Origin of the sequence: Candidatus Blochmanniella vafra str. BVAF (assembly GCF_000185985.2) — a bacterium.
Lineage (GTDB): Bacteria > Pseudomonadota > Gammaproteobacteria > Enterobacterales > Enterobacteriaceae > Blochmanniella > Blochmanniella vafra.
In genome coordinates, this window is sequence record NC_014909.2 from 571,812 (window position 1) to 598,172 (window position 26,361).

A 26,361-nucleotide genomic window follows, 5' to 3' on the forward strand; every position below is an offset into this window, starting at 1 on the left:
ACAACATTATAAAAATTAAATTCAATTCTACTAAATTTAGATTATAACAACTTATAAAATAACAAATATTTATTATTTTTTTACTTAAAAAATCTATAACTTTTATTATTTATATATATTATTCTTTATTTCTAACACATTGACATTATAACTGATATTACTTCAGAATTGCACAAAAACATTTGATATGATATTACAAGATCAACTAATATTAATATATTAATTCATATGAATTAATATATTCCAATTATAATATGAAATTAAGTATTGTCATCCTTTTTTTATAGAACCAAAACAAATAACACATTGCATTTCTCTATACTATACTTTGATGTTTATACACTTATTCTTAATAATACACTGTAATATACATGTTTATATATAAACAATATAAATCTAATATCTAAGCAACACATTAACTTTTTATCTATTACAAAACACTCTACTTAAATCTATTAATTATGTTGCAGTATAATCCTTCCTTTCAAAAATATTAAATCATTATTTACTTTATTATTCTAAACATAGTATTGACATCACATAGTATCGATTTTTATATATAAATTATTTTTCATGCACACTAATATTCATTTTAATACATATATATATTTTGTATAATATTTTTTACTTTAAATATAAAATATAGTATTTTTTAATCAAATTCGTCTGATCATGTAGTTAGAATAATCAAATTAAAAACAATCATTTATTTATATAAGCCTCTGCCTGCTTCAATCGATATAATGCTTGATATTTTCCAAGAAAATATATAATAGTGCTAAGCTCAGGTGAATTACTAGATCCAATTAAAGCAATTCGCAAAGGCATTCCTATTATGCTGATATCCATACGTAATTCGTAAATAGTTTCTTTAATTGCTAATTTAATCAAACTTATTGTCCAAGTACTGATAGCATTTAATTTTTTTATTAAAATTTTTAATATAGGTAAAATAATAGGCGTTAAAAATTTATCCGCAATCGTTGGATTATCAAAAATATTAAACTCTCTATGTATAGACAAAAAATTCAATACCATTTCTCGTAAGGTATTAGAACGTTTTGATAATAATTGTACCACATCAAATAATTTTGGTTTAATAGATTCGGCATCTATATTCTGTTCCTCCATATACTGTAATAAATATTTAGCAACATACTCAACTGGCAAATTATTTATATAATAGTTATTCAACCAGAGTAATCTTTTAAAATCAAACACACTAGCAGATCTACTAACTTTATTAAAACTAAAATACTTTTTCATTTGCTCTACACTAAAAATTTCTTGATTACCATAAGACCATCCTAATCTAACTAAATAATTTAATATTGCTTCAGGTAAAAATCCACCATCTTTATATGTAATCATCCCTACTTGACCATGTCGTTTAGATAATTTTTGTCGATTACCATCTAAAATTATTGGTACATGCACATATTGGGGTATTGTAGCATTTAACGATTTTAAAATATTTATTTGTCGTGGAGTATTATTAATATGTTCTTCTCCTCGTATAACATGAGTAATCTTCATATCCATATCATCTATTACAACACAAAAATTATATGTAGGTACTCCATTCGTTCTGCAAATAATTACATCATCTAACTCTGTATTATCAACTGTAATCATTCCTCGAATGTGATCGTAAAATGTCACTTTTCCAGATAATGGATTAGCAAACCGTACTACATAAGGATTACTTTTATTATTAGTGCAATCATTATTACTATTACTAATGGCACCCATATGATTTTTCATACGACAATAACCATCATACTTAGGTTTCTGACCATCCTTCATTTGCTTTAATCGAAGCATCTTTAATCGATCTAAAGAACAATAACATTTATAAGCTATATTATATTTTAACATATCATTTATTATATAATCATATCGATTCAATCTATCAGATTGAAAATAAGGACCTTCATCCCAATCTAAATGTAACCACCGCATTATAGCAAAAATATTTGCAATGTAATTGTCAGTAGTAGTATTGCTAAAATTAGTATTTTCAATACGCAATATAAATTTTCCCTTTTGCTGCTTAGAAAATAACCAAGCATACAAAGCAGTTCGAATATTTCCAATATGTAATTCACCTGTCGGACTAGGTGCAAATCGAGTTCTAATGGTCATAGTAAACAACATCCAGTTATATTAATTCAAAATATAAATAATATATAATGTATTATATCTGTAATTAATTAAAAAATTTTTTATAAAAACATTTGACTCTACATCACAAATTCATTATATAATCATAATTCAAAAAACAGGTGATTAGCTCAGTGGTAGAGTATCTCCCTTACAAGGAGAGGGCCGGCGGTTCAAATCCGCCATCACCTAATTATTTTTATATTACTCATAAATTATTTTATGTTTTAATTCATCGTATATACTTTAATATTACTCTAGGGTCGTTAGCTCAGTCGGTAGAGCAGTTGACTTTTAATCAATTGGTCACAGGTTCGAATCCTGTACGACCCAGATTCTTTTCATAACAAATTAAGTTTTTTACTAATCTACCTAATCACAAAAATACTTAATCAAAAAATTTAATTTTTACATTGCTAATATCTATAATTTAATAATTTTACCCATTTTATATAAACAAAATAATACAAACTAATTATTTAAAATCCATCTAATCCCAATATCAGGATTGATTAAATCTTTAATATTTTTTAAATTTATTGGATCCTTAAAAAAAGAATATATTGTGAAAGCTATAGAATCTCCTACATATTGTAACGTTGATAAAGATTGGAAATCAGCAGATATTAATTTCTCAATAGTTTTATATTTAACAGCCAAACTATTAGCTACCGATTCTCCAACATTAGGAATACCCAACGCATATATAAAATTAGCTAAGGTAGTGTGTTTTGCTAAATCAATAGATCGTAATAATTTCTCCACAGATTTTACTCCATATCCATCTAAATTAAATAATAAATTTTCCCTATTTAAATAAAAAAAATCCACTGGAGAAAATACTAGATTTTTATCAACTAATTGATTAATAACTTTTTCCCCCATCCCATGAATATTCATAGCTTTTCGAGACACAAAATGCTTCAACATTGATTTACGTTGAGCTAAACATATTAATTTAGCGGGACAACGCAATACAGAAGATCTACAATTAGATGTAATAAGTAAAGTACCACACACCGGACAAAATTGAGGCAATGTTATAACTTTCATATCATTCGTACGTTTCGATAAAATTACTTTCACAATTTTAGGAATCACATCCCCTGACCTTTGCACAAGAACCGTGTCACCAAACATTAAATTAAATCGTCTAATTTCATTAACGTTATGCATACTTACTTTCTTAATAACAACATTATTAATGACTATAGGCTTAATATAAACTATAGGAGTAATTAAACCTGTACGACCAACCTTAAATATTATATCATTTAACTGAGTTAATTTTGATTCTGCAGGAAATTTATATGCAATAGCCCAATGTGGCGCCCTTGTTCCATAACCTAATTTTTTTTGAAATACACAATTATCCACCTTTACAACTATTCCATCAATATCATACTTTAAATTAGACCGTATATACGTTATGTGATCGTAATACTTAAGCACTTTATCAACTCCATTGACTAATTGAATATGATCATTAATTGGTATACCTAACTTTAAACATAATTGTAGCCGATCCCAATGACTATTCGGTAATTCATCAGCTCCAACATAATAACTAATCCCATAGCAATAAAACATTAAAGACCTAGATGCAGTAATATTTGGATTTAATTGCCGTAATGAACCAGATGCTGCATTTCTTGCATTAGAAAAAGGTTTATTTCCAGATTTTAATATTTTCTGATTCAGTTTTAAAAAACACAATTTAGATATAAATATTTCTCCTCTAATTTCTAGTAAATACGGCAACTGCATACCATCATTTTTTCTTAAACATTCAGGTATTGATGAAACTACACGAACATTTTTAGTAACATCTTCCCCAATTTTTCCATCTCCTCTCGTAGCAGCTTTCAATAATTTACCCGATTTATACAACAAACTAATTGCAACTCCATCTATTTTTAATTCACAACAATAAATAATAGATTTATTCTGATTATTATCTCGTAATTTATACTCTATACGATCATTAAATAATAATAATTGAGATTTATTCATAACACTATTTAAAGATAACATTGGTGCTCTATGATATACTTGACGAAAATTATTTTCTAATATCTTACCAAGAAATTTAGTAGGAGAGTTTTCTGTAATTAAACACGGATATTCAAATTCTAATTGACGTAATTCTTGTAAAGTTTTATCATATTCTTCGTCAGATGTTTCAGATTCATTTTTTAAATAATACGCATATTCCCATTGACGTAATTTTTTTATTAATTTTTTTATTCTTTTTTCAATAATCTTCATGATATCAATATCCGATAAAACATTTATTTAAAACACCATAATACATAATGACTAATAAATAACTTTCATTGAAATATCAAAAATTTATACAATTATAAATAGTATCTATAATGTTTACACTATATTATTACTTTCTTGCAATAAAGAACAAAATTAAACAAAATTTAATATATTTACAAATCATAATATATCGCACATACTATAGTGTATAATCAGACCTATTTATATGTAAAAGTTAATATATAAATCCAACTAAAATATACCCCAATAAATTTTTTTGCCTTATTATATATTAAAAAGGAGTATACACATTTATGAACAAAATTTATCAAGACAATTCTTATACTATTGGCAATACTCCATTAGTACGTCTTAACCATATTGGCAATAATTATATTTTAGCTAAAATTGAGTCTAGAAATCCAAGTTTTAGTGTTAAATGTAGAATAGGATCCAACATGATTTGGGATGCGGAGAAAAAAAAATTATTAAATCCTGATGTAGTTATAGTAGAAGCAACAAGTGGTAATACCGGTATAGCCTTATCGTATGTAGCAGCTGCTAGAAACTATAAGTTAATTTTAACTATGCCAGATACTATGAGTATCGAACGTAGAAAATTGATAACAGCATTAGGATCAAAAATAATTTTAACCGCTGGAAATCTTGGAATGAAAGGAGCTATTGCTAAAGCAAATGAAATTGTTTCTAAAAATCCTAAAAAATATTTATTGTTACAACAATTTGATAATCCGGCTAACCCTGAAATTCATGAAAAAACTACAGGTCCAGAAATCTGGAATGACACAAATGGTGAAATAGATATATTCGTCTCTGGAGTTGGAACTGGAGGTACTATCACAGGTGTTGGTAGATTTCTAAAACGTGTACAAAATAAAAAAATTTTTATAGTAGCAGTAGAACCAAAACAATCTCCAATAATCACTCAAAAATTATCTGGAAAACCAATAAAACCAGCACCCCATAAAATTCAAGGCATTGGAGCGGGATTTATTCCTTCAAATTTAGATTTAAATATAATTGATCATGTAGAAACAGTAGATTCAGATGACGCAATTAATTGCGCCAAATTTTTAATGAAAAAAGAAGGAATTTTATCAGGAATATCTTCAGGAGCAGCACTAACAGCAGCAATACAATTACAAAAACAAAAAAAATATATGAACAAAAATATCGTAATTATTTTACCATCATCCGGAGAAAGATATATAAGCACCACTTTGTTTTCTGAGCTATGAAAGCATATTTTTACAAATATATATAATGCTTGTTCTTCTTCATGAAGAATTAATTTATAGCAATGTTCTTATTTTTACTTTTCGTAAAAATATTGTGCATTTTATTTATTATAAACCCCCAAAAAACATTGAATTAATTACATTATATAATAAAATATAAACTTCTTTAAAATCAAAAAATTAAATAAAATATATTTAAAATTGTTTACTAAAATCTATCTTTATAAGAATGAAATTATTCATATAACAAAATAAAACTGCATTAGTATATAAAAGTATATTAATTTAAAAAAATAATGATTTAAATCCTTACATAATTAAGCAATTAAACCGAAATTATATTAATTAATAATACAAAGATGGAGAAAAAAATGTTTCAAAAAGAAATCACAATTACTGCAGTTAACGGATTACATACTCGTCCTGCTACAGCTTTAGTAAAAGAAGCAAAAAATTTTAGTTCTGATATTACAATTATCTCCAATGGAAAACAAGCAAATGCAAAAAGTTTATTTAAATTACAAACTCTAGGTTTAAGTAAAGGCTCTATAATTACTATTTCTGCTCAAGGAAAAGATGAAAAACAAGCAGTACAACATTTAACTACATTAATTGAAAATCTAAAATAGTAATCTTATATGAACAATAAATTAATTTATAATGTCAATACAAACAAAATGATGATTTCAGGAATTTCAGTCTCTCCCGGAATTGTTTCTGGAAAAGCATTATTATTAAAAGAAGAAAAAATCATTATTAATACAAAAAAAATTGCTGCATCTTCTATTACAACAGAAATTCATAAATTTCTTTCTGCTCGTTCTAAAACTATTGAACAATTAAAACAAATAAAACAAAAAGTAAAAAAAGGATTAGAATCTAAACAAGAAACTATTTTCGAGGGACATATTTTACTATTAGAAGATACAGAACTAGAACAAGATATCGTAACACTCATAAAAGAAGAACTATTTAGTGCCGATTCTGCAGTACATTCTGTTATTGAAACTCAAGCAAAAGCTTTAGAAAAATTAGAAGATGAATACTTAAAAGAACGAGCAATTGACGTACGTGATATTGGTAATCGTCTGCTAAAAAATATTCTAAACATACCAATTATCGATCTGAATACTATTACCGAAGAAGTTATTATTATTGCAGTAGATTTAAGTCCATCAGAAACTGCTCAATTAAACTTAACAAAAGTACTAGGATTTATTACTGATGTAGGAGGAAAAACATCTCATACTGCTATTATGGCTCGTTCTTTAGAATTACCTGCAATTATAGGAACAAGCATCGCAACCAAACAAATTGCTAATGGAGATTATATTATTCTAGACGCTTTAAATAATAAAATCTATATTAATCCGGATACAAATATAATTAATACTATAAATATAATAAATCAAAAACATATTGCTGACAAATACGAACTAAAAAAATTAAAATACCTACCATCCACCACTATAGACGGACATCACGTCCGTATATGTGCTAATATCGGCACTATGCATGATATTGTAAAAGCTCAAGAAAACGGAGCTGAAGGAGTAGGATTATATAGAACTGAATTTTTATTTATGAATCGTAATGAATTACCTACCGAAGAGGAACAATTTCAAGCTTATAAAAATGCAGCTGAATATATGTCTAATAAATCTATCATCATACGAATTATGGATATTGGAGGAGATAAAAACTTACCTTATATGAATCTTCCTTATGAAGAAAATCCATTTCTTGGATGGAGAGCAATCAGAATTATGATAGACAAAAAAGATATGTTGCATACTCAATTAAGAGCAATACTGAGAGCGTCTTTTTTTGGTAAATTACTAATTATGTACCCTATGATTATTTCAGTAGAAGAAATACAACAATTAAATATAGAACTAAACTTATTAAAAACTCAATTACGCAATGAAAGAAAAAAATTTGATGAAAATATCAAAGTAGGAATTATGATAGAAACTCCTGCTTCAGCAATAATTGCACACCATCTCATAAAAGAAGTAGATTTTTTTAGTATAGGTACTAATGATTTAACTCAATATACTCTTGCTGTAGATCGAGGAAATAAATTAATTTCTCATCTATATAATCCCATATCTCCATCTATTTTAATTTTAATAAACAAAGTCATTGAAGCATCGCATGCTGCAGGAAAATGGACTGCTATGTGCGGAGAAATGGCAGGAGATGAACTCGCTATCCCATTGTTATTAGGCATGGGATTAGATGAATTCAGTATGAGTTCTACATCTATCCTGCAAATAAAAAAAATTATACGTAATACACACTATAAAGATGCTAAAAAACTAGCTCAAAAAGCATTAAATTACTCCACCACTGAATCTTTAATGCAATTATTAAAAAACAAAAAAAAACAACACATATAATTAAACCTTAAACATGGTACCAAATATTACAAATTTATATAACCTACCCAAATCAAAAACCTATCTAGTTGATTTGTAAAATAAAAAACAACTATTCCTAAAATCTACATAACACTTATGCAATATTAAGTGAATTGCCATATTACATATAATATAAATATATTCAATATCCACAATATATAAATCATTGAATAATATCAATAGTGCTCTCAATAAATCACAAGCATAAAAAACTTATCTGACATTTTTTATATATATATATCACATATAAAAACATCATAATAATCACACATCTACACATAATAATACTTATTAAATTTATTAAAAACAAATTATCATAGGCTATTACAATATTGTCTCACCAGAATATAAGCGAGCATTTTGACCGCTTACATAACAATACATACCAGATTTTGGAACACCAAACACATCTTTAACTCCTAAAATAATAGTTAATAAATCACAATGCCACCCTAAGGGTTCAACGCTCAGTTGCCAATAGTATCCATGCAAATTAACATTTACAATCTTTACTGGCAATGGAGTACAAATACTAAATTCCTTCCTTATTTCCATTTCCCAAGGCCTAAAAAACAATTCAATTTCTCCTTGTACATCCGGTACATAAGATAAAGACCAATGATAAGGACCTATAAACACCTTTGAACCATACACCATTCCATTTACACAATTCACCTCACTTAAAAACTTTAAAACAAATCGAGTTGCTGGCATGCACCAAATATCTTGAGGAGTGCCTATTTGCTCAATATTTCCACAGTTCATAATTACCACACGATGCGCTACTTCCATAGCTTCCTCTTGATCATGTGTTACAAAAACTCCAGTGAATTTTAGTTCATGATGTAAATTACGCAACCAACGCCTTAATTCTTTACGTACTTGTACATCTAAAGCTCCAAACGGCTCATCTAATAACAAAATTTTTGGCTCAATAGCCAAAGAACGTGCTAATGCAACACGTTGTTTTTGCCCCCCAGATAATTGAGAAGGATATCTATACGCTAAATGCTTTAACTGTACCATATTAAGTAATTGCATAACTTTATTATTAATAACTTGTTTATTAGGTCTTTTATGACGCGGCAATACACGCATTCCGAAAGAAATATTATCTAATACCGTCATATGACGAAATAATGCATAATTTTGAAACACAAAACCTACACTCCGATCACGTGCATTTAATTTACTCACGTCTTTTCCATAAAAGCGTAAATATCCACTACTATGACTTTCTAATCCTGCTATAATACGTAACAAAGTTGTTTTACCAGATCCAGACGGACCCAATAACGCCACTATTTCTCCAGATTTAATATATATCGAAATATTAGTTAAGACTGCTCCACAATCAAAAAATTTAGTAATCTTATCAATTTCAATATTCATTGCCCAACCTTCTATATAATACTAATATATATTTACATATTATTTTCATAATAATATTTAAAATAATTTTTAATAAACAACATAATAATTGATACTAATGCTAGCAATGACGCAGCTATAAACGCACCTACAATATTATAATCCTGATACAATAACTCTATATATAAAGGTAAGGTATATGTTTCTCCCCTAATTAACCCTGATACAATAGATGATGCCCCAAATTCACCCATAGCTCGAGCATTAGTAATTATTATCCCACATAATAAAGCCCATCGAATATTAGGAAAAGTAACATACCAGAACATCTTCCACCCTGAGGCTCCCAATAAAACAGCTGCTTCATCTTCTTGATTGCCTTGATTAATCATGACAGGAATCAACTCATTAGCAACGAAAGGGCAAGTGATACAAATAGTCACTAATACTATCCCTATCCATGAAAACATAATTTGTATATTATATGAATCCAACCAATCTCCTATAATACTACCATTAGAGTAACATAACAAATATAACAAACCCACAACCACAGGAGATACTGCTACAGAAATACTTAAAAAAGCTAATAAAAATTGTTTCCCAAAAAAATTAAATCTAGTTATTAACCAAGCCATAAATATTCCAAAAACTACATTGACAGGAATCACTATTAACGCTACAATGACTGTTAACAACACAGCATGAATCATATCTGTATTTAAAAGATTTAAAACCACCATATGTAATCCTGCCGATAAAGCAGATATAAAAATCATAATTAACGGAATAAATAATAAAATTATAGAAATTGATACACTAAAAATAATTAAAATCCATTTTCCCCATTCAATAGATGAAAAAAAATTACTGTTCATTACTTTTATACATTTGATAAAATGTACTCGCCATTATTAAAAACCCTTAAATCTTTGTTGTAATCGTAATTGGAACACATTGATAATTATTAACAATAATAACGAAATCATTAATATCACAGAAGAAATTGCACTAGCTGCAGGATAATCAAATTCTTGTAATCTGACAAAAATAACTAATGATATCACCTCATTTTTACAAGAAATATTTCCAGCAACAAAAATCACTGCACCAAACTCTCCTAAACCACGTATAAACGATAATACTATACCAGATAACCAAGCTGGCGCTAATTCTGGAAAAATTATATTAGAAAAAATCTGCCAATTATTTGCCCCTAAAATTTTTGCCGATTCTTCATATTCTGTAGAAATTTCTTCTAAAACAGGCTGCACAGATCTTACCACAAACGGAATACCCGTAAAAATCATTACAATTGCAATACCTATCCATGTATAAGATAATGATATTCCTGAATGAACTAACAAACTTCCGTACCATCCAGATTCTGAAAACAATGCTGCCAAAGTTAACCCAGCTACAGCTGTTGGTAAAGCGAAAGGCAAATCTATTATAGCATCTAATAATCTTTGACCAACAAATTTATATCTAACAATAACCCAAGATACCATTATACCAAACATTGCGTTAAATAATGCTGCTGTTCCTGCAGATAAAAAAGTTACTTTATACGCTATTAACAATGCTGGATCTGTAATTATATCCCAATATTGACTCCAACTAATTTTACACAACTGAATTACTAAAGCACTCAAAGGTAAAAATAAAACTAAACAAATAAATAATAAACTATTACCAAGAGCTATACCAAAACCAGGTAATTTTTGATTACCAACAAATAACATTATTAATCTTTTCCTACAGATGATAACAATTGATCCAATTCTCCACCACGTCTAAAATGAATTTTCATAATATTATTCCAATCTGCTCCATATTGCTCTTCTACTGTAAATAAATGTACAACAGGAAACATACTTCGATTTATTTGAAGCATACTAGTTACATTTACCCGATATCCAAACTTACTAATAATTTTTCTAGCAGCATCAGTATAAAGATATTCTAAATAGGCCTTAGCTATATTTTGAGTACCATTTCTAACCACATTTTTATCTATCCAAGTTACTGGAAACTCTACTAAAATATTAGGATCAGGTATAATAATTTCATAATTATTATCTTTAAATTGATTTTTTATAAATTTTGATTCTGATTCAAAATTGATTAACACATCACCTTGATCACGATCGACAAAAGTAATAGTAGAAGATCGTCCTCCCGAATCAAATACCATTACATTTTTTAAAACTTTTTTCATCTTACTACGAGTAAGTTCTATATTGTTATTACTGCTTTTTAAAAAAGCAACCCAAGCAGCTAAATAAGTATAGCGTCCATTTCCAGATGTTCTAGGGTTAGGAAATACTATCTTTAATCCATCTTGGGTTAAATCATTCCAATTGTAAATACTTTTTGGATTCCCTTGTCTCACTAAAAAAGACATGGTTGAATAGAAAGGAGAACTACGATTAGGTAATCTATTTTGCCAATCTTTAGGTATTAACTGACCACGATCATGTAATATTTGAACATCTATAATTTGATTATAAGTAACAACATCTGCGCGTAATCCCTGTAATATAGCTATTGCTTGTCTAGTAGACCCTGAATGCGATTGGCGAATAATTAATTTATCTTCAGGATGTATATTTTTCCAATATAGAATAAAATTAGAATTAATTTCTGAAAATAATTCTCGAGATACATCATATGAACTATTTAATAAAATAATACTATACACTGAAGTACATATCAGACAATATAATAATAATATTGTTATTTTTATAATTCGATAAACAACAGCTATAATAATCATACAGAAAATAAAATATATATACTTTTATGAAATAAAAAAATATTTTACTAGAGTGACCCCGATATAACCTTAATAATTCTTTAATTAAAGAATATTACACACTAACCTAGTATGGTATACTAATAACATTTCAACTCATCATATGAGTGAATTTCATTCTCTTTACTGTTAGAAATAATTATATAATTAATGCCAATACTGACCTATCCATATAACACCTATATCATCATATCCAAACCAAATTTGCTTATACAAACAACGATATATACTAACAACATAATATTATTTATTAAATTGTACTATAATAAACAATTTACGGTATTACATATCTAATAATTGCAACGATAACAAGTTTATTAATTTTTTATCTAAGATTAGACAACATTTATATTTGCACATTAGTATACTAATATATATAAAATTACAATATGTCAAATATATTAGATACATTTTTCTTTTAAATTAAATATGAATAATTCTATATTTATTAATTAATCAATTCCAAAAACAATAATGTTTCACATGAAACATAAAATTCTTTACTTTAATATACAATATTCTTTTCTTGTTTTTTAATTCAATTAACTTAGTAAATTATATAAATATATGTTACTTTATGTATAAATTATATTTATGACTTGTGTTCATATTACAAATATGAATGTCAGTAATTTAATATACAACGAATACAAGAATAATTAAAATGACTTCAATATTGATTACCTATATACAATGGAGTTAATAATCATAATGAATCAGCTTGATATCTTAAAAAAAATTCCCATGATTTCATCAAATACTGAAATTATTGAAGATATTGTATTATATAAAATTCAATACACAATAACTCATCACCTATTACTCAGTGTAAAGTCTCCATTATTCACCATATCTGCTATACTATTTGAAGATAATTTAAATTATACCCACAAATTAATACATAATCCAAATAAACAGGTAATTAATGCAAGTCATAAATGCACAGTAAATATTAGATCTAAAATCTTAAAAAAAATTACAGAATGCATTTCCTTCCCCAAAATTAATACAACACTTTTCTTAAAAAAACACTTCTCTATACAACAAGCATATAAATTAATTAAAATTTATCAAGAAAAAAATACAAATACATCACTAGTGTTAACAAAAATTAAAACTACTTGGAAAAGGATCAAATCAACAAAAAAATTAGAAAAATTTAAGATAAAATATATTGTAACATCGTTATTTTTTTTTACTCAGACACATTCATATACTACAAACAATTTATACTTAATATCTCCTTTTATTGTTTATATCGATGATTGGTACAATAAAAATAACTTATTAAAAAGACATTACATAAATAACGATCCTAATGTCAAAACACTAAAAAAAAATTATCATTTTTACAAAACGCACTATAATATAATTACTATGGAACCTAATCTCCATATATTTCAACAAATTTTAACTACTATATCTGAATATGATTATCTAATTCTTTTTCTAAACTTCCTCAAGGAAATATTGTACAAAAATTTAAAATCCGTTGAAGGTCAATTATCTCCATGTAATCTAATAATACTTAATTGCCAAAATCCATTTTCCTAATCAATTTTTTAGAATATAAAAAATAAAATGGAAATTAATAATTTAAAAAAAGGCATCAAAAACTCTTAATAAATCACAATTTATCCAATGAACTATTTATCACAAAACTCTGATTATATTATTAACAACACAAGGAAATAACTATGGAAACACAAACATATAAAACTTTAGCCAATGCTATACGTATACTAAGTATAGATTGTGTGCAACACGCAAATTCCGGACATCCAGGAGCTCCTATGGGCATGGCAGACATTGCTGAAGTCTTATGGAGGGATTACATGAATCATAATCCAAATAACCCAAATTGGATAAATAGAGATAGATTTATTTTATCCAACGGACACGCGTCTATGTTATTATATAGCATCTTACATCTTACCGGATACAACTTATCTATAGAGGATTTAAAAAATTTTAGGCAATTACATTCGAAAACCCCTGGACATCCAGAATATAAACACACAGATGGAGTTGAAATCACTACAGGACCTTTAGGACAAGGTTTAGCTAATGCCGTAGGGTTTGCAATAGCTGAACGAACATTAGCAAAACAATTTAATCGCCCTTCATTTAACATTATTGATCATTATACTTATGTTTTTGCTGGAGATGGCTGTATGATGGAAGGAATTTCTCATGAGGTTTGTTCATTAGCCGGAACCATGCATTTAAATAAATTGATTGTATTTTATGATAGCAATAATATTTCTATTGATGGAAACACTTCAGAATGGTTTACCGATAATACTGCGATAAGATTTAAATCTTACGGATGGCATGTAATTGATAATATTGATGGTCATCATAGAAACTCCATTAAAATCGCTATTGATCAAGCTAGATCAGAATTGAATCGACCATCGTTGTTAATTTTTAAAACCATTATTGCTTTCGGTTCTCCAAATAAAAGCGGAAAAGCTAGCGCACATGGATCTCCATTGGGAAAAATAGAAGTTTATGAAACTAGACGCGCATTGCTTTGGCAAGAAAAAACAGCATTTTTAATTCCGAAAGAAATATATAATGCTTGGAATGCTACTCAATTAGGAGAAAAAAAAGAAAATGACTGGAATAAAATATTCTATCAATATCAAATTCATTATCCTAATTTATCTCAAGAACTTAAAAGACGTATAAAACATGAATTACCTCAAAATTGGGAAATAGAAATAAAAAAAATTATTGAAAAACTAAATATAAATCCTAAAAATCTCGCTACCCGACAAGCATCACAAATTATCATTGAGCATCTTTACAAAAAATTACCAGAACTTTTAGGAGGCTCAGCAGATTTAACCCCTAGTAATCTAACTACTTGTTCTCAATCCACTTCTATCATGCACAATCCTGCAGGAAATTATATTCATTATGGTGTTCGAGAATTCGGAATGACTGCTATAGCCAATGGAATATCCAATCACGGAGGATTTTTACCCTATACTGCAACTTTTCTAACATTTAGTGATTATGCGCGTAATGCTATTCGTATGGCCGCTCTTATGAATACTCATCATATTATGATTTATACTCATGACTCTATTGGATTAGGAGAAGATGGGCCGACTCATCAACCTATAGAACAATTATCAAGTTTACGTATCATTCCTAATTTACAAATCTGGCGACCTTGTGATCAAATTGAAACTGCAATTGCCTGGAAATCAGCAGTTGAATACCAAGGCCCAACTGCTTTAATTTTATCTCGACAAACACTAAAAACACAAGAATACACATCAACACAAATTACTAATATCGCTCGAGGAGGATATATATTAAAAAATTTCCAAGAAGATCTTGATCTAATAATCATTGCTACTGGCTCAGAAATAGAACTAGCAATACAAACATATTATATATTAACTAAAAAAGGATATAAGATACGAGTTGTCTCTATGCCTTCTACCAACCTTTTTGACAAACAACATATAAAATACCAAGAATACGTATTGCCAAAAAAAACATTAAACAAATTAGTTATTGAAGCTGGTAGTGATAATTTTTGGTATAAATATATTGGGTCATACGGAAAAATAATTGGCATAAATGAATTTGGAAAATCTGCTCCAGCACATGAACTATTTAATTTTTTTAATTTTACTATAGATTATGTACTACAAAAATCTTACGAATTATTAAAATAGAAATTAAATTATTACAATAATATGCTTTTATTTGTTAAAAATAAAACTAATAATTTATAGCATGATATTTATTTATTCATAAAATCTAAAAATGAAACTAATTCATCATTATTGATATAACATAAATCATATGACTATTTCACTAATAGAATTAACAAAAAAATTAATCAATCAACCTTCAATTACTCCAAAGGATCATAATTGTCAAAATATTATTGCTTGTTATTTAAAGTCATTGAAATTTAATATAGAACTTATGAATTTTTATGATACACACAACATATGGGCTTATCGAAATGGACAACATAAACAAAAACAACAACATACAACAACATTATTATTTTTAGGACACACAGATGTAGTATCTCCTGGCAATACTCAAAATTGGAAATATCCACCTTTTTCAGGATTAATAAACAATGGAGTTCTATATGGACGAGGTGCATCAGATATGAAAGGGGCTTTAGCAGCTATGTTAATAGCCGCCCAACATTTTATTCAAAGACATCCTAATCATAAAAAAAAGATAGCATTCCTCTTCACTTCTGATGAAGAAGGTTCTGGAAAAAACGGCACCATAAAAGCAGTTCAACAATTAATAGAGCGCAATGAACATATAGAGTATTGTATAGTAGGCGAACCATCCAGTCAAAATAAATTAGGAGATGTAATTAAAAATGGACGACGAGGTTCTTGTACAGGTAAATTAATTATACAAGGTTCATCTGGGCATGTTGCTTATCCACAATTTCTAATAAATCCAATACATTTAACAATACCCATGTTATTTGATTTAATGAATATAAAATGGGATCAAAAAAACAGTATAATATTTCCTAAAACATCTATTCAAATAACCAATATCAATACCGTACCTGCTAATTGTACAACACACAATATTACACCAGATCAATTGATATTAAATTTTAATTTACGATTTAGTGATCAATCTTCTATAAAAAGTATTCAAAATAATATTAACAAAATTTTATCCATGCATTCTTTAAATTATCATATATATTGGGACCCATGTATCTCAGAACCCTATTTTAGTAATCCTGGGAAATTAACCAACGTTGTTACAAATATTATTACAAAACATTATCATTACAATATCATTCCACGATTAGAAACTACAGGAGGTATTTCTGATGGACGATTTATCGCTAAAACAGGATCAGAAGTCTTAGAATTAGGAGCTCTTAATCATACAATTCATAAATTTAACGAACATATAAAATTAACAGATTTAAAATTATTAAGTTACTTTTATTTTAAAATTATGGAAAAAATGCTATTGTAATTTATTATCTAATTAAACATTAGTAACCAAATAACCCCCCTAATTTTAAGTATACAACCACAATAATACCTTTATTATGCTATTTCTAAAAAATTAGAATTTTGTAATCTACTAAAATTTTAGAACATAAAATAATTAAAATTATTAATAAATACAATTCCCATATTTCTTAATTAAGAACATTATTTAATATAACAGGAGGACATATATTCAGATTATTACTACTTGTAAAATCTGTATCTATCTTTTTTATTGTAATAGTATCAATAGCGGGTATATTATACTCAGTATACGGATCAGGAAAAATGATACCTAAATTTTTTGGTATTTTAAGTTCATATAAAAAATAATTGTTTTTACGATTCTTCAAATATTGCAATTTATCATCTGCATTTATTGCACAGCAATAATTTTTTTTATTCATTTCTTTAGAAACAAGGCATCCTGTTAACAACAGGGCGCAAAAAAATTGCAATATCAACCCTATGTATATACAAACAATTCTTTTTTTTATGTATAAATATACATTGGCTATATGTAACATTTAATATATATTACCTATAATAAATTAGCATTTATTAAAGATTGCCTAACTACATTATGATTCTCCTTAGATAAAGGAGTCATAGGTAACCTAAGAGTATCATAAGGTATCAAACCTAACTCTTTACAAGCCCATTTTACTGGAATAGGATTAGAATCAAGAAACAAAGATTTATGTACTGGAATCAAATAATTATTAACGCGATAAGCATGTTTAAAATCATTTTTTTTAGCTAAATCACAAAGAATCGACATTTCTTTTGCTGCGATATTTGCCGTCACAGAAATTACTCCATTTCCTCCTAATCTCATAAAATCTAAGGCACTTAAATCATCTCCGCTAAGTAAAATAAAATCTTCTTCAACTAATTTCTTTATTTGATTAACTCTATTTAAATTTCCTGTAGCTTCCTTAATTCCAATGATATTTTTTATCTTTGACAAACGACCTACTGTTTCTGGCAATAAATCACATCCCGTTCTAGATGGAACATTATACAATATTTGAGGCAATGATGTATTCTCAGAAATCGACTGAAAATGTTTAAATAAACCTTCTTGATTTGGTCGATTATAATAAGGAGTCACGCTTAAACACGCAGCTATTTTGCTATTTTGAAATTGTTGTGTTAACAAAATAGCCTCAGCGGTGGAATTTGATCCAGTTCCAGCTATTATAGGTAGTCTTCCATCACTAAATTCTAAAGTCCACATAACAACATTAACATGTTCTGTATGTGTAAGACCAGACATTTCTCCTGTAGTTCCCACGGAAACAATAGCAGATGTTCCACTGCGCACATGATACTCCACTAATTTTTTTAAACTTTTACGATCTATAGAACCTCGTAAATTCATTGGTGTAATTAATGCAACTATGCTACCAGCAAACATAAATTATCTTCTCCAAAATATAAACAACATACCCTGCTCATTAAAACTATACTAATACATAATAACTACAACAAATAAACTTTAAATATTATTAATGACAAATCATTATTTAAAATCTAATTAAATTAATTCAAACTATTTAAAAATATAAATTTTAATTAATATAATATAATTATAATATTACTAAACTCTATTAATTATAAATACACTTGCACCACCAATAATTGATTCTATAATATAGGACGTAACTATTAAATTCAATAACTAATATTAGTAGATATTGCCTCTATTTTTTATATAAATAAACTAATTTATATATATAATGACTAATATTTAATAATAAAAAAAAGAAAATATACTAAATTTAATTAAAAATTCACAATATTTATGTAATAAAATATTATTAATACAATTATTAATAATTTTATTTCGGAGTATTAACATAATGATATTACAACCTGGAATTAAAGCTCCAATTTTTAATAATATACTTGACCAAAATGGAATATTGATTAATTCTTCTTCTTTTTTAGAAAAAAATACTAATATATTTTTATCTAAAAACCATGACATCCAAGATGTACTATTCAAACTTAAAAATTACACGACAAAATGAATATTTTTAACACACTACAGGTAAAAATTGTTGAAATTAGCTCAGATACACCAAGAAAATTATTAACCTTTTCTAAAAAAAAATATTAAATTTCACACTTTATTATCTGATTCAAAAACACCAAATCTCTAATACATTTTTAGCGCATAAAGAAAAAAATTTATGGGTAAAAATATAACGGTATTCATCGAATTAGTTTTTTAATTAATGAACAAGACATCTTTGAACAAGTATTTAAAAAATTTCAACCTAACAATCATATTCAAATAATTTTAAATTATTTACAAAAAATCAACTCATTGTTCACCTTAGTAGTATTAAGATAATATTACATTAGTATTATATTTAAAAAATTATACACTTACTTATGAGAATATAACGATATATCCTATCTATCAAATATTATCGTGCAACACTATACATTATATCTTCTTATATTATTGAATTTATATTCATACATTAACTTTTATAATGAAATATCATGAAAATAAAATAATTATCTCGTTTTATTATTTTATTTGGTTCCAAAAATTTTATCTCCAGCATCTCCAAGGCCAGGGATAATATAACCATATTTATTGAGTTTTTGATCAATTGAGGCTAAATATAATTCAATATCTGGATGTTTTTGTTCTAAAGCTGTAATTCCTTCTGGAGCAGCTACTAAAGACAAAATTTTTATATTGTTACATCCTGCTTGTTTCAATAAATTAATAGCGGCAATTATAGTTCCTCCAGTAGCTAACATAGGATCTAATAACATTGCCATTCGTTCATTAATCTTAGATGCTAATTTATGAAAATAAGGTATTGGTTCTAAGGTAATTTCGTCTCTATACACCCCTATCATGCTAATACGAGCACTAGGAATATGTTCCAAAACACCATCCATCATACCTAATCCAGCTCTTAAAATAGGTACTATTGTTATTTTTTTTCCTTTGATACGTGTAATTTTTACTAACCCACTCCATCCTTTAATAGTTACTGTTTCTATTTCTAAATTATCAGTAGCGACGTAAGTTAATAAACTTCCCAATTCTGCAGACAACTCTCTAAAACGTTTAGTACTAATATCACAAATACGCATTAATCCTAACTTATGTTGTACCAAAGGATGTTTAATTTCAATTATTTTCATACTATAGTACATTCCTTATAAATACATTATTCTATTATATCAAAAAAAATATTATAATTTGTGATCATAATTCATTACACATAATCAACAATGAGATAACAATATGTAAACTATTTTTTAAATATTAAATATATATGTAACAAAAATTACTATATTAAAATTTTACTCTGTATTCTTCTTAATAAAATTTTAAATATCCTTTAATAATTTATGATATTGTTTATGAATTAATAATATTTTTTACCTAATATATCTGTAATATCAGATATTTTATACCAATGAAAAAAAATAAAGCAAAAACCAGGATTGCAAAAGGAGTTTTTTTAATCAGTTTTATCGTATTATTTGCTCGGTTAATCTTTTCTTTGATACAATCCTGGGATTTTTATAAAAAAACAACTCTTACTTCCATCCCCATCATACTACAAATAATGACAAACATATATGTTAATCTATTTTTATAACTATACATTACTTGTAGTATAATGTTATTATTAATATTCATTATATAATAATGGTGATTATTTTTGTTGGATCAATATATATTGATTCTGAATTTATTTATTACTGCACAAAATAAATATGATTCAAAAAAATAGATTTTAATGCTTTACATAAACACTTCTTGTTGTGATATAAAATCAATAATATTTTGTACTCCATCACCTATTTTAAGATTAGTAAAAATCCAAGAACCCTTCTTATTATGACGAGCTAAATTAATATCGCTATTCATAATATCCAATGAAGCTCCAACATATATAGCTAAATCAATCTTATTAACTATCAATAAATCAGACTTAGTGATTCCAGGCCCTCCTTTACGAGGTATTTTATCCCCTGCAGCGACATCAATAACATAAAAATTTAAATTTGTTAAATCCGGACTAAATGTAGCACTTAAATTATCCCCTCCACTCTCTACAAAAATAATATCTAAATTTTTAAATTTATTTGTTAATTCATCAATAGCTAATAAATTCATGGATGCATCTTCTCTAATAGCAGTATGAGGACACCCACCTGTTTCTATTCCAATAATACGATCAGCTTCTAAAGCACCTGAATCTACTAAAATACGTTTATCTTCTGTAGTATAAATATCATTAGTTACGACTGCTAATTGATATTTATTTTTAAGTCTTTTACATAAAACCTCAATTAATGAAGTTTTTCCTGAACCGACAGGCCCACCTACTCCAATCTTAAGAGGTTTAATTCTATTATTTTTTAATACTACCATCGTTTTTTTAAAATCCTAAAATAATATTATACATCCTGAAATAATATCATAATCATTATTATATAAATAAAAATTTAACATACTACTCAAATAATCAAAAACCAATTACATATCAAATATAACTAAGAACGAAACAGTCGAGAATATTGAATCTCATGACATGAAGATGCTATAGATTTACATAAAAAATTACTGCCTAATTCAAAATCTGATACACTTTTAGATCGATCCCAAACTTGTGAAAAAAAACTTGACAAATATCTTATTAACTGTTGTGCTATATTTTGACCAAAAGGTAATAATTTTAATCCTATAATTACAGAAGATTCTAAAATATTATAAGCATATCCTAATGCTAAATTTTTAATAGGAATATCCCAAGCGTGACCCAACCATGCCACGGATGCTAATCCACTATATTGAAAACCTGAGATCCAATTCTCATCAACAGGAGAATACCATTGCAAAATTAATTTAGACATTGCTTTACCACGTTGCTGTTCCTCTACTCTTAACTCATAAGTATCTCGATATGATAAAACTTGTACAGCACATTGCTCAAATTTCACAGCATCATTAATTTCAGCACAATTATAACAACGCTTTAACATAGGCCAATCTAAATACATTAATTCACCATAAATCCATTGTTTTTGCCAATCTAAAAAATTTTCAATAGATTTAATCCATCCAAATTCGATTGCTGATTCTAATCCTTTAGAATAACTAAAACTCCCCACCGGTAAATTAGAACTAACTAATTGCATAAGCGATAATAACGATCCATCACTTTTATATGTATTCATCGTTGATCAAGAATTATAAATACTTTTTATAAATATATTCAAAAACATATTTTTATATACTAAAATATACATTTTACTATCTCCTGATAGTATAATTATTCATCTCGTATTCTTAAATATACCCAATTGCATACACGCACAAAAAAATATGAATATAAATTCATTAATATCAATATCAGTAATAACTGCTTCTTATTAATATGCTTATCAATAAAAATGCAATATCTACCTTGCATCAAGCAATACACATCTATTAACTAAAACAACAATACATTTTCAATCTACACCCTCCCATTCTAATGGTAAAATATATATACATAAAAATCAATTTTAAAATAAAAAATAACGTTGAGACATAGGTAATACAGAAACAGGCTCACAAATTAATAACTCCCCATCCGCCCGTACTTCATATGTTTGAGGATCCACTTCAATCACAGGTTGCCATGTATTATGAATCATATCTCTTTTTTGAATATTTCTACATTGTTTAACTTTTCCAATCAAACTAATCAATTTTAAACGACCTATTATATCTAAGCTATAACTAATTTTAGATACAAATGTCATTCGAATAAAACGCTTTGCCTGATCACATTCCCCAAACATTGATCTATAATATACTGGTTGTGGAGTAGGTATAGAAGCATTGGGATCTCCCATAATTGAAGATACAATCATGCCTCCTTTTATCACCAAATCAGGTTTAATCCCAAAAAATGAAGGATTCCATAATATCAAATCTGCTAATTTTCCCTGTTCTACAGAACCAACTTCATGAGCAATACCATGAGTTATAGCAGGATTAATCGTATATTTAGCAATATATCTTTTTATACGCATATTATCACTGTATCTATCATCTTCCTTTAATGATCCACGTTGTAATTTCATTTTATCTGCAGTTTGCCAAGTCCTTAAAATTGTTTCACCAATTCTACCCATAGCTTGAGAATCAGAAGAAATCATAGATAAAGCACCCAAATCATGTAAAATATCCTCTGCAGCAATTGTCTCTCTTCGAATTCTAGAGTCTGCAAAAGCTATATCCTCAGGAAGACTGCAATTCAAATTATGACAAACCATCATCATATCTAGATGTTCATCAATGGTATTAATAGTATATGGCATCGTAGGATTAGTAGACGATGGTAAAATATTACTAAATTCACACATTCGTATAATATCTGGAGAATGCCCTCCTCCCGCTCCTTCAGTATGATAAGTATGTATTGTTCTATTATTTATAGCAGATATTGTATCCTCTACAAATCCGGATTCATTTAAAGTATCTGTATGTATAGAAACTTGAATATCAAATTGATCTGCGACATTTAAACAACAATCAATAACAGCTGGAGTTGCACCCCAATCTTCATGTATTTTTAAACCAACCACTCCAGATTCTACTTGTTCTATTAAAGCCTCTGGTAATGAGGCGCTACCTTTGCCAGTAAAACCAATATTAATAGGTAACGAATCCGCTGCTTGTAACATCCGAGATATAAACCATGGCCCAGGAGTGCAAGTTGTTGCATTAGTTCCGGTTGCTGGTCCTGTACCTCCTCCAATTAACGTAGTAATACCAGAACATAACGCTTCTTCTATTTGTTGAGGACAAACAAAATGCACGTGCGTATCAACTCCTCCTGCAGTAATAATCTTTCCTTCTGCTGCAATTACTTCTGTTCCAGGACCAATACATATAGTCACTCCAGGTTGGACATCCGGATTGCCTGCTTTTCCAACTTTAACAATACGACCATTAGCTATTCCAAGATCAGCTTTGACAATGCCCCAATAATCTATAATTATTGCATTAATTAACACTAAATCAACACACTCTTTGTTACTTAATTGACTTTGCCCCATACCGTCTCGTATAACCTTACCACCTCCAAATTTTAATTCTTCCCCATATACAGTAAAATCTTTCTCTATCCTAGCCCATAAATTCGTATCCGCTAATCTAATAGAATCGCCACAAGTTGGGCCATACATTTCCGCATACGCTTTTCTATTTAATTTATACATAAGATATTAACTTAATCTCCTCATAATTTTTTTGCAAAAACCAAAAATTTTTAATTTTCCTGAATATTGCACTAACTCTACTTTTCTAGTTTGACCTGGTTCAAACCGTATTGATGTTCCTGATGGAATATTTAATCGAAACCCAATAGCAACATCTCTATTAAATTTCAAAAAATTATTTACCTCATAAAAATGAAAATGAGATCCAACTTGTACTGGCCTGTCTCCATAATTTAAAACCATAACAGTAGAATATCTTCGTCCAGAATTTAACTCTATTAATCCATCTATTATATACAACTCACCTGGAATCATAATTTTCAATTTCCATATATTACGTTAAACTTTTTATTAAATTATTGGATCATGTATGGTTACTAACTTAGTCCCATCAGGAAAAGTAGCTTCTACCTGAACATTAGAAATCATTTCTGGCACTCCTAACATTACATCATTTCTACTTAACACAGATTTACCTAATTCCATTAATTCAGATACATTTTTACCCTCACGAGCACCTTCTAAAATAACAGCACTTATCAAAGCTATAGCTTCAGGATAATTTAATTTTAACCCTCTATTACGTCTTTTTTCTGCTACTAAAGCAGCCATGAATATTAATAACTTATCTTTTTCTCTGGGTAATAATTTCATAAAATTATAAAATCCCTATTTTATGTAAACCACACACGTGGTATCACAGCTTTTTTACCAATTATAACAGGACGTATTATACTCCAAATTCTAAACAACAACTTTCTTAGCTTGTGACTATCATTACCTAATAACCTCACTATTAATAATGTATTTAATAATGTCGCCCCTCCTATTTGCTCATCTACAATAGATCGCACTAATTGTTGAACTTGTTTTAACATCATTAAATTCGCTGGAATTGCAAATAAAAAAGCACTAATTTTAAATCCACCCAATTGGGTGTTAACACAATTCTCTTGTTGATCACTAACTCTTAAACGATCTCTTAACCCAACACAACCAAATTTACATATATATAAAGAAACATCTATTTTTTTTGGAATTTCATGCACTCCAATAATATTAGTACTACCAAAACATAGAATTTCAAATGAAATCATGCAAGCTCCTTTGTCCAACTGAAAAGTCGTATGTATTCGTGCCTTCGATTTAGGCAAAAAAATATTACCTTGAGGGATCCATTCTAAAACAGCATTACTTTTTATTCTAAAGAAATTTTCTTGATATGCTACCTTTCCATTAGTTCTATAAAATTTACTGAAACTAGGAGTAGTTAGCAATGCACGACTTCCAGGTTCCAAATTTACTAATAACCGCAATTGATCTCCACCTACCATTCCTCCAGGAGGATGTAATAAATATACATGAGGTGTCATTTCATCATCTTCTGGATAAAAACTTTTTTGTACCATAAATGGGCCCAAATGACTATTTTTCACTAATACACTGCGTCTTTTTTTCAAAGAAAAACTTAATTCTAATTTTCCCAACCACCCATCATGCAATTTATATAACCACACATCTTTTATCACAATAATCACGTACTATATTAATTTTTATTAAAGTACTATGCATTTTTAATACATCACTCATTATGCATAGAATAAATACATTTTTCTTTATCTACACATTATGTCAAAAACTTAAAACCTACCACAACATTACTGTTTTTAAAAAAACCCAACAGCCTTGATCTTCATATTATTTATATTCACTAAATAACACAACAATACATACAATTTTTTATCCTTATCTTATTTATCTTGTACTCTTAATAACTTAGC

At 27.7% G+C, this 26,361-nt stretch carries 22 protein-coding genes and 2 tRNA genes; 8 read left to right on the forward strand and 16 right to left on the reverse strand.

Features of this window, described 5'->3' with window-relative positions; genetic code table 11:
* Positions 1-702 precede the first annotated feature (702 nt).
* Positions 703-2,145, reverse strand: coding sequence for a glutamate--tRNA ligase (gene gltX, locus BVAF_RS02500; RefSeq protein WP_013516814.1), 1,443 nt, complete (start codon positions 2,143-2,145; stop codon positions 703-705).
* Positions 2,146-2,283: 138 nt separating this feature from the next.
* Between gltX and BVAF_RS02505 the strand changes: the two genes are divergently transcribed.
* Positions 2,284-2,355 (forward strand) — tRNA-Val (locus tag BVAF_RS02505).
* Positions 2,356-2,423: 68 nt separating this feature from the next.
* Positions 2,424-2,496: transfer RNA gene (locus tag BVAF_RS02510), tRNA-Lys, on the forward strand.
* A 138-nt stretch (positions 2,497-2,634) separates the two neighbouring features.
* On the opposite strand, the gene ligA is transcribed toward BVAF_RS02510, so the two are convergent.
* A complete protein-coding gene (gene ligA, locus BVAF_RS02515; RefSeq protein WP_013516815.1) occupies positions 2,635-4,431 on the reverse strand; it encodes an NAD-dependent DNA ligase LigA in 1,797 nt (598 codons plus the stop codon).
* Positions 4,432-4,745: 314 nt separating this feature from the next.
* Here ligA and cysK point away from each other — a divergent pair, with 314 nt between their 5' ends.
* The 3 genes from cysK to ptsI all read left to right on the forward strand — a co-directional run bounded on the left by cysK (position 4,746) and on the right by ptsI (position 8,092).
* Positions 4,746-5,690, forward strand: a complete 945-nt coding sequence (gene cysK / locus BVAF_RS02520) for a cysteine synthase A (protein WP_013516816.1) — start codon at positions 4,746-4,748, stop codon at positions 5,688-5,690.
* 371 nt (positions 5,691-6,061) lie between these two features.
* Positions 6,062-6,319, forward strand: a complete 258-nt coding sequence (locus tag BVAF_RS02525) for an HPr family phosphocarrier protein (protein ID WP_013516817.1) — start codon at positions 6,062-6,064, stop codon at positions 6,317-6,319.
* A 51-nt stretch (positions 6,320-6,370) separates the two neighbouring features.
* Positions 6,371-8,092: a phosphoenolpyruvate-protein phosphotransferase PtsI gene (gene ptsI / locus BVAF_RS02530; RefSeq protein WP_013516818.1), complete on the forward strand. Its 1,722-nt coding sequence runs from the start codon at positions 6,371-6,373 to the stop codon at positions 8,090-8,092.
* A 345-nt stretch (positions 8,093-8,437) separates the two neighbouring features.
* Here the strand turns inward: ptsI and cysA are convergent, their stop codons facing one another.
* The 4 genes from cysA to cysP are packed head-to-tail and all read right to left on the reverse strand — an operon-like array spanning position 8,438 to position 12,263.
* On the reverse strand, positions 8,438-9,505 hold the full coding sequence (gene cysA, locus BVAF_RS02535; protein ID WP_013516819.1) for a sulfate/thiosulfate ABC transporter ATP-binding protein CysA: 1,068 nt from the start codon (positions 9,503-9,505) through the stop codon (positions 8,438-8,440).
* A gap of 32 nt (positions 9,506-9,537) precedes the next feature.
* A complete protein-coding gene (locus tag BVAF_RS02540) occupies positions 9,538-10,362 on the reverse strand; it encodes a sulfate ABC transporter permease (protein ID WP_013516820.1) in 825 nt (274 codons plus the stop codon).
* A gap of 36 nt (positions 10,363-10,398) precedes the next feature.
* Positions 10,399-11,229, reverse strand: coding sequence for a sulfate/thiosulfate ABC transporter permease CysT (cysT, locus tag BVAF_RS02545; protein ID WP_013516821.1), 831 nt, complete (start codon positions 11,227-11,229; stop codon positions 10,399-10,401).
* A gap of 2 nt (positions 11,230-11,231) precedes the next feature.
* The gene (gene cysP, locus BVAF_RS02550) at positions 11,232-12,263 is read right to left on the reverse strand and encodes a thiosulfate ABC transporter substrate-binding protein CysP (RefSeq protein ID WP_013516822.1); all 1,032 of its coding nucleotides are present in this window, start codon (positions 12,261-12,263) and stop codon (positions 11,232-11,234) included.
* Positions 12,264-13,013: 750 nt separating this feature from the next.
* On the opposite strand from cysP, the gene BVAF_RS02555 reads away from it, so the two are divergent.
* The 3 genes from BVAF_RS02555 to dapE all read left to right on the forward strand — a co-directional run bounded on the left by BVAF_RS02555 (position 13,014) and on the right by dapE (position 17,303).
* Positions 13,014-13,856 (forward strand): transaldolase family protein, encoded by an 843-nt coding sequence (locus BVAF_RS02555; protein ID WP_013516823.1) that lies wholly within the window; start codon positions 13,014-13,016, stop codon positions 13,854-13,856.
* Positions 13,857-13,999: 143 nt separating this feature from the next.
* A complete protein-coding gene (gene tkt / locus BVAF_RS02560; RefSeq protein ID WP_013516824.1) occupies positions 14,000-16,000 on the forward strand; it encodes a transketolase in 2,001 nt (666 codons plus the stop codon).
* Between the two features lie 130 nt (positions 16,001-16,130).
* Positions 16,131-17,303 (forward strand): succinyl-diaminopimelate desuccinylase, encoded by a 1,173-nt coding sequence (gene dapE / locus BVAF_RS02565; RefSeq protein ID WP_013516825.1) that lies wholly within the window; start codon positions 16,131-16,133, stop codon positions 17,301-17,303.
* A gap of 169 nt (positions 17,304-17,472) precedes the next feature.
* On the opposite strand, the gene BVAF_RS02570 is transcribed toward dapE, so the two are convergent.
* From BVAF_RS02570 to BVAF_RS02615, 10 genes are all read right to left on the reverse strand, one after another.
* A complete protein-coding gene (locus BVAF_RS02570; protein ID WP_148259511.1) occupies positions 17,473-17,778 on the reverse strand; it encodes a hypothetical protein in 306 nt (101 codons plus the stop codon).
* An 83-nt stretch (positions 17,779-17,861) separates the two neighbouring features.
* Positions 17,862-18,740 (reverse strand): 4-hydroxy-tetrahydrodipicolinate synthase, encoded by an 879-nt coding sequence (gene dapA, locus BVAF_RS02575; RefSeq protein ID WP_013516826.1) that lies wholly within the window; start codon positions 18,738-18,740, stop codon positions 17,862-17,864.
* Between the two features lie 333 nt (positions 18,741-19,073).
* Positions 19,074-19,331, reverse strand: coding sequence for a hypothetical protein (locus tag BVAF_RS03205; RefSeq protein ID WP_148259512.1), 258 nt, complete (start codon positions 19,329-19,331; stop codon positions 19,074-19,076).
* A gap of 539 nt (positions 19,332-19,870) precedes the next feature.
* On the reverse strand, positions 19,871-20,497 hold the full coding sequence (gene upp, locus BVAF_RS02585) for a uracil phosphoribosyltransferase (protein ID WP_013516827.1): 627 nt from the start codon (positions 20,495-20,497) through the stop codon (positions 19,871-19,873).
* A 610-nt stretch (positions 20,498-21,107) separates the two neighbouring features.
* Positions 21,108-21,740 (reverse strand): urease accessory protein UreG, encoded by a 633-nt coding sequence (gene ureG / locus BVAF_RS02590; RefSeq protein WP_013516829.1) that lies wholly within the window; start codon positions 21,738-21,740, stop codon positions 21,108-21,110.
* Positions 21,741-21,862: 122 nt separating this feature from the next.
* Complete coding sequence (locus tag BVAF_RS02595) at positions 21,863-22,546, reverse strand: urease accessory protein UreF (RefSeq protein ID WP_013516830.1); 684 nt, start codon at positions 22,544-22,546, stop codon at positions 21,863-21,865.
* 330 nt (positions 22,547-22,876) lie between these two features.
* Positions 22,877-24,580, reverse strand: a complete 1,704-nt coding sequence (gene ureC, locus BVAF_RS02600; protein ID WP_013516831.1) for an urease subunit alpha — start codon at positions 24,578-24,580, stop codon at positions 22,877-22,879.
* A 6-nt stretch (positions 24,581-24,586) separates the two neighbouring features.
* Positions 24,587-24,895 (reverse strand): urease subunit beta, encoded by a 309-nt coding sequence (locus tag BVAF_RS02605; protein WP_013516832.1) that lies wholly within the window; start codon positions 24,893-24,895, stop codon positions 24,587-24,589.
* A 36-nt stretch (positions 24,896-24,931) separates the two neighbouring features.
* Positions 24,932-25,234, reverse strand: a complete 303-nt coding sequence (locus BVAF_RS02610) for an urease subunit gamma (protein WP_013516833.1) — start codon at positions 25,232-25,234, stop codon at positions 24,932-24,934.
* Positions 25,235-25,254: 20 nt separating this feature from the next.
* Positions 25,255-26,109: an urease accessory protein UreD gene (locus tag BVAF_RS02615; protein WP_013516834.1), complete on the reverse strand. Its 855-nt coding sequence runs from the start codon at positions 26,107-26,109 to the stop codon at positions 25,255-25,257.
* Between the last annotated feature and the right edge of the window lie 252 nt (positions 26,110-26,361).

Bases quoted from the DNA above. Each gene is read 5' to 3' on its own strand.
- cysA (WP_013516819.1), bottom strand. From the start codon at position 9,505: ATGAATATTGAAATTGATAAGATTACTAAATTTTTTGATTGTGGAGCA.
- cysP (WP_013516822.1), bottom strand. From the start codon at position 12,263: ATGATTATTATAGCTGTTGTTTATCGAATTATAAAAATAACAATATTA.
- dapA (WP_013516826.1), bottom strand. From the start codon at position 18,740: ATGTTTGCTGGTAGCATAGTTGCATTAATTACACCAATGAATTTACGA.
- cysK (WP_013516816.1), top strand. From the start codon at position 4,746: ATGAACAAAATTTATCAAGACAATTCTTATACTATTGGCAATACTCCA.
- BVAF_RS02555 (WP_013516823.1), top strand. From the start codon at position 13,014: ATGAATCAGCTTGATATCTTAAAAAAAATTCCCATGATTTCATCAAAT.
- cysT (WP_013516821.1), bottom strand. From the start codon at position 11,229: ATGTTATTTGTTGGTAATCAAAAATTACCTGGTTTTGGTATAGCTCTT.
- BVAF_RS02605 (WP_013516832.1), bottom strand. From the start codon at position 24,895: ATGATTCCAGGTGAGTTGTATATAATAGATGGATTAATAGAGTTAAAT.
- gltX (WP_013516814.1), bottom strand. From the start codon at position 2,145: ATGACCATTAGAACTCGATTTGCACCTAGTCCGACAGGTGAATTACAT.
- tkt (WP_013516824.1), top strand. From the start codon at position 14,000: ATGGAAACACAAACATATAAAACTTTAGCCAATGCTATACGTATACTA.
- ureC (WP_013516831.1), bottom strand. From the start codon at position 24,580: ATGTATAAATTAAATAGAAAAGCGTATGCGGAAATGTATGGCCCAACT.
- dapE (WP_013516825.1), top strand. From the start codon at position 16,131: ATGACTATTTCACTAATAGAATTAACAAAAAAATTAATCAATCAACCT.
- BVAF_RS02525 (WP_013516817.1), top strand. From the start codon at position 6,062: ATGTTTCAAAAAGAAATCACAATTACTGCAGTTAACGGATTACATACT.
- ptsI (WP_013516818.1), top strand. From the start codon at position 6,371: ATGATTTCAGGAATTTCAGTCTCTCCCGGAATTGTTTCTGGAAAAGCA.
- BVAF_RS02595 (WP_013516830.1), bottom strand. From the start codon at position 22,546: ATGAATACATATAAAAGTGATGGATCGTTATTATCGCTTATGCAATTA.
- upp (WP_013516827.1), bottom strand. From the start codon at position 20,497: ATGAAAATAATTGAAATTAAACATCCTTTGGTACAACATAAGTTAGGA.
- BVAF_RS02540 (WP_013516820.1), bottom strand. From the start codon at position 10,362: ATGAACAGTAATTTTTTTTCATCTATTGAATGGGGAAAATGGATTTTA.
- ureG (WP_013516829.1), bottom strand. From the start codon at position 21,740: ATGGTAGTATTAAAAAATAATAGAATTAAACCTCTTAAGATTGGAGTA.
- BVAF_RS02610 (WP_013516833.1), bottom strand. From the start codon at position 25,234: ATGAAATTATTACCCAGAGAAAAAGATAAGTTATTAATATTCATGGCT.
- ligA (WP_013516815.1), bottom strand. From the start codon at position 4,431: ATGAAGATTATTGAAAAAAGAATAAAAAAATTAATAAAAAAATTACGT.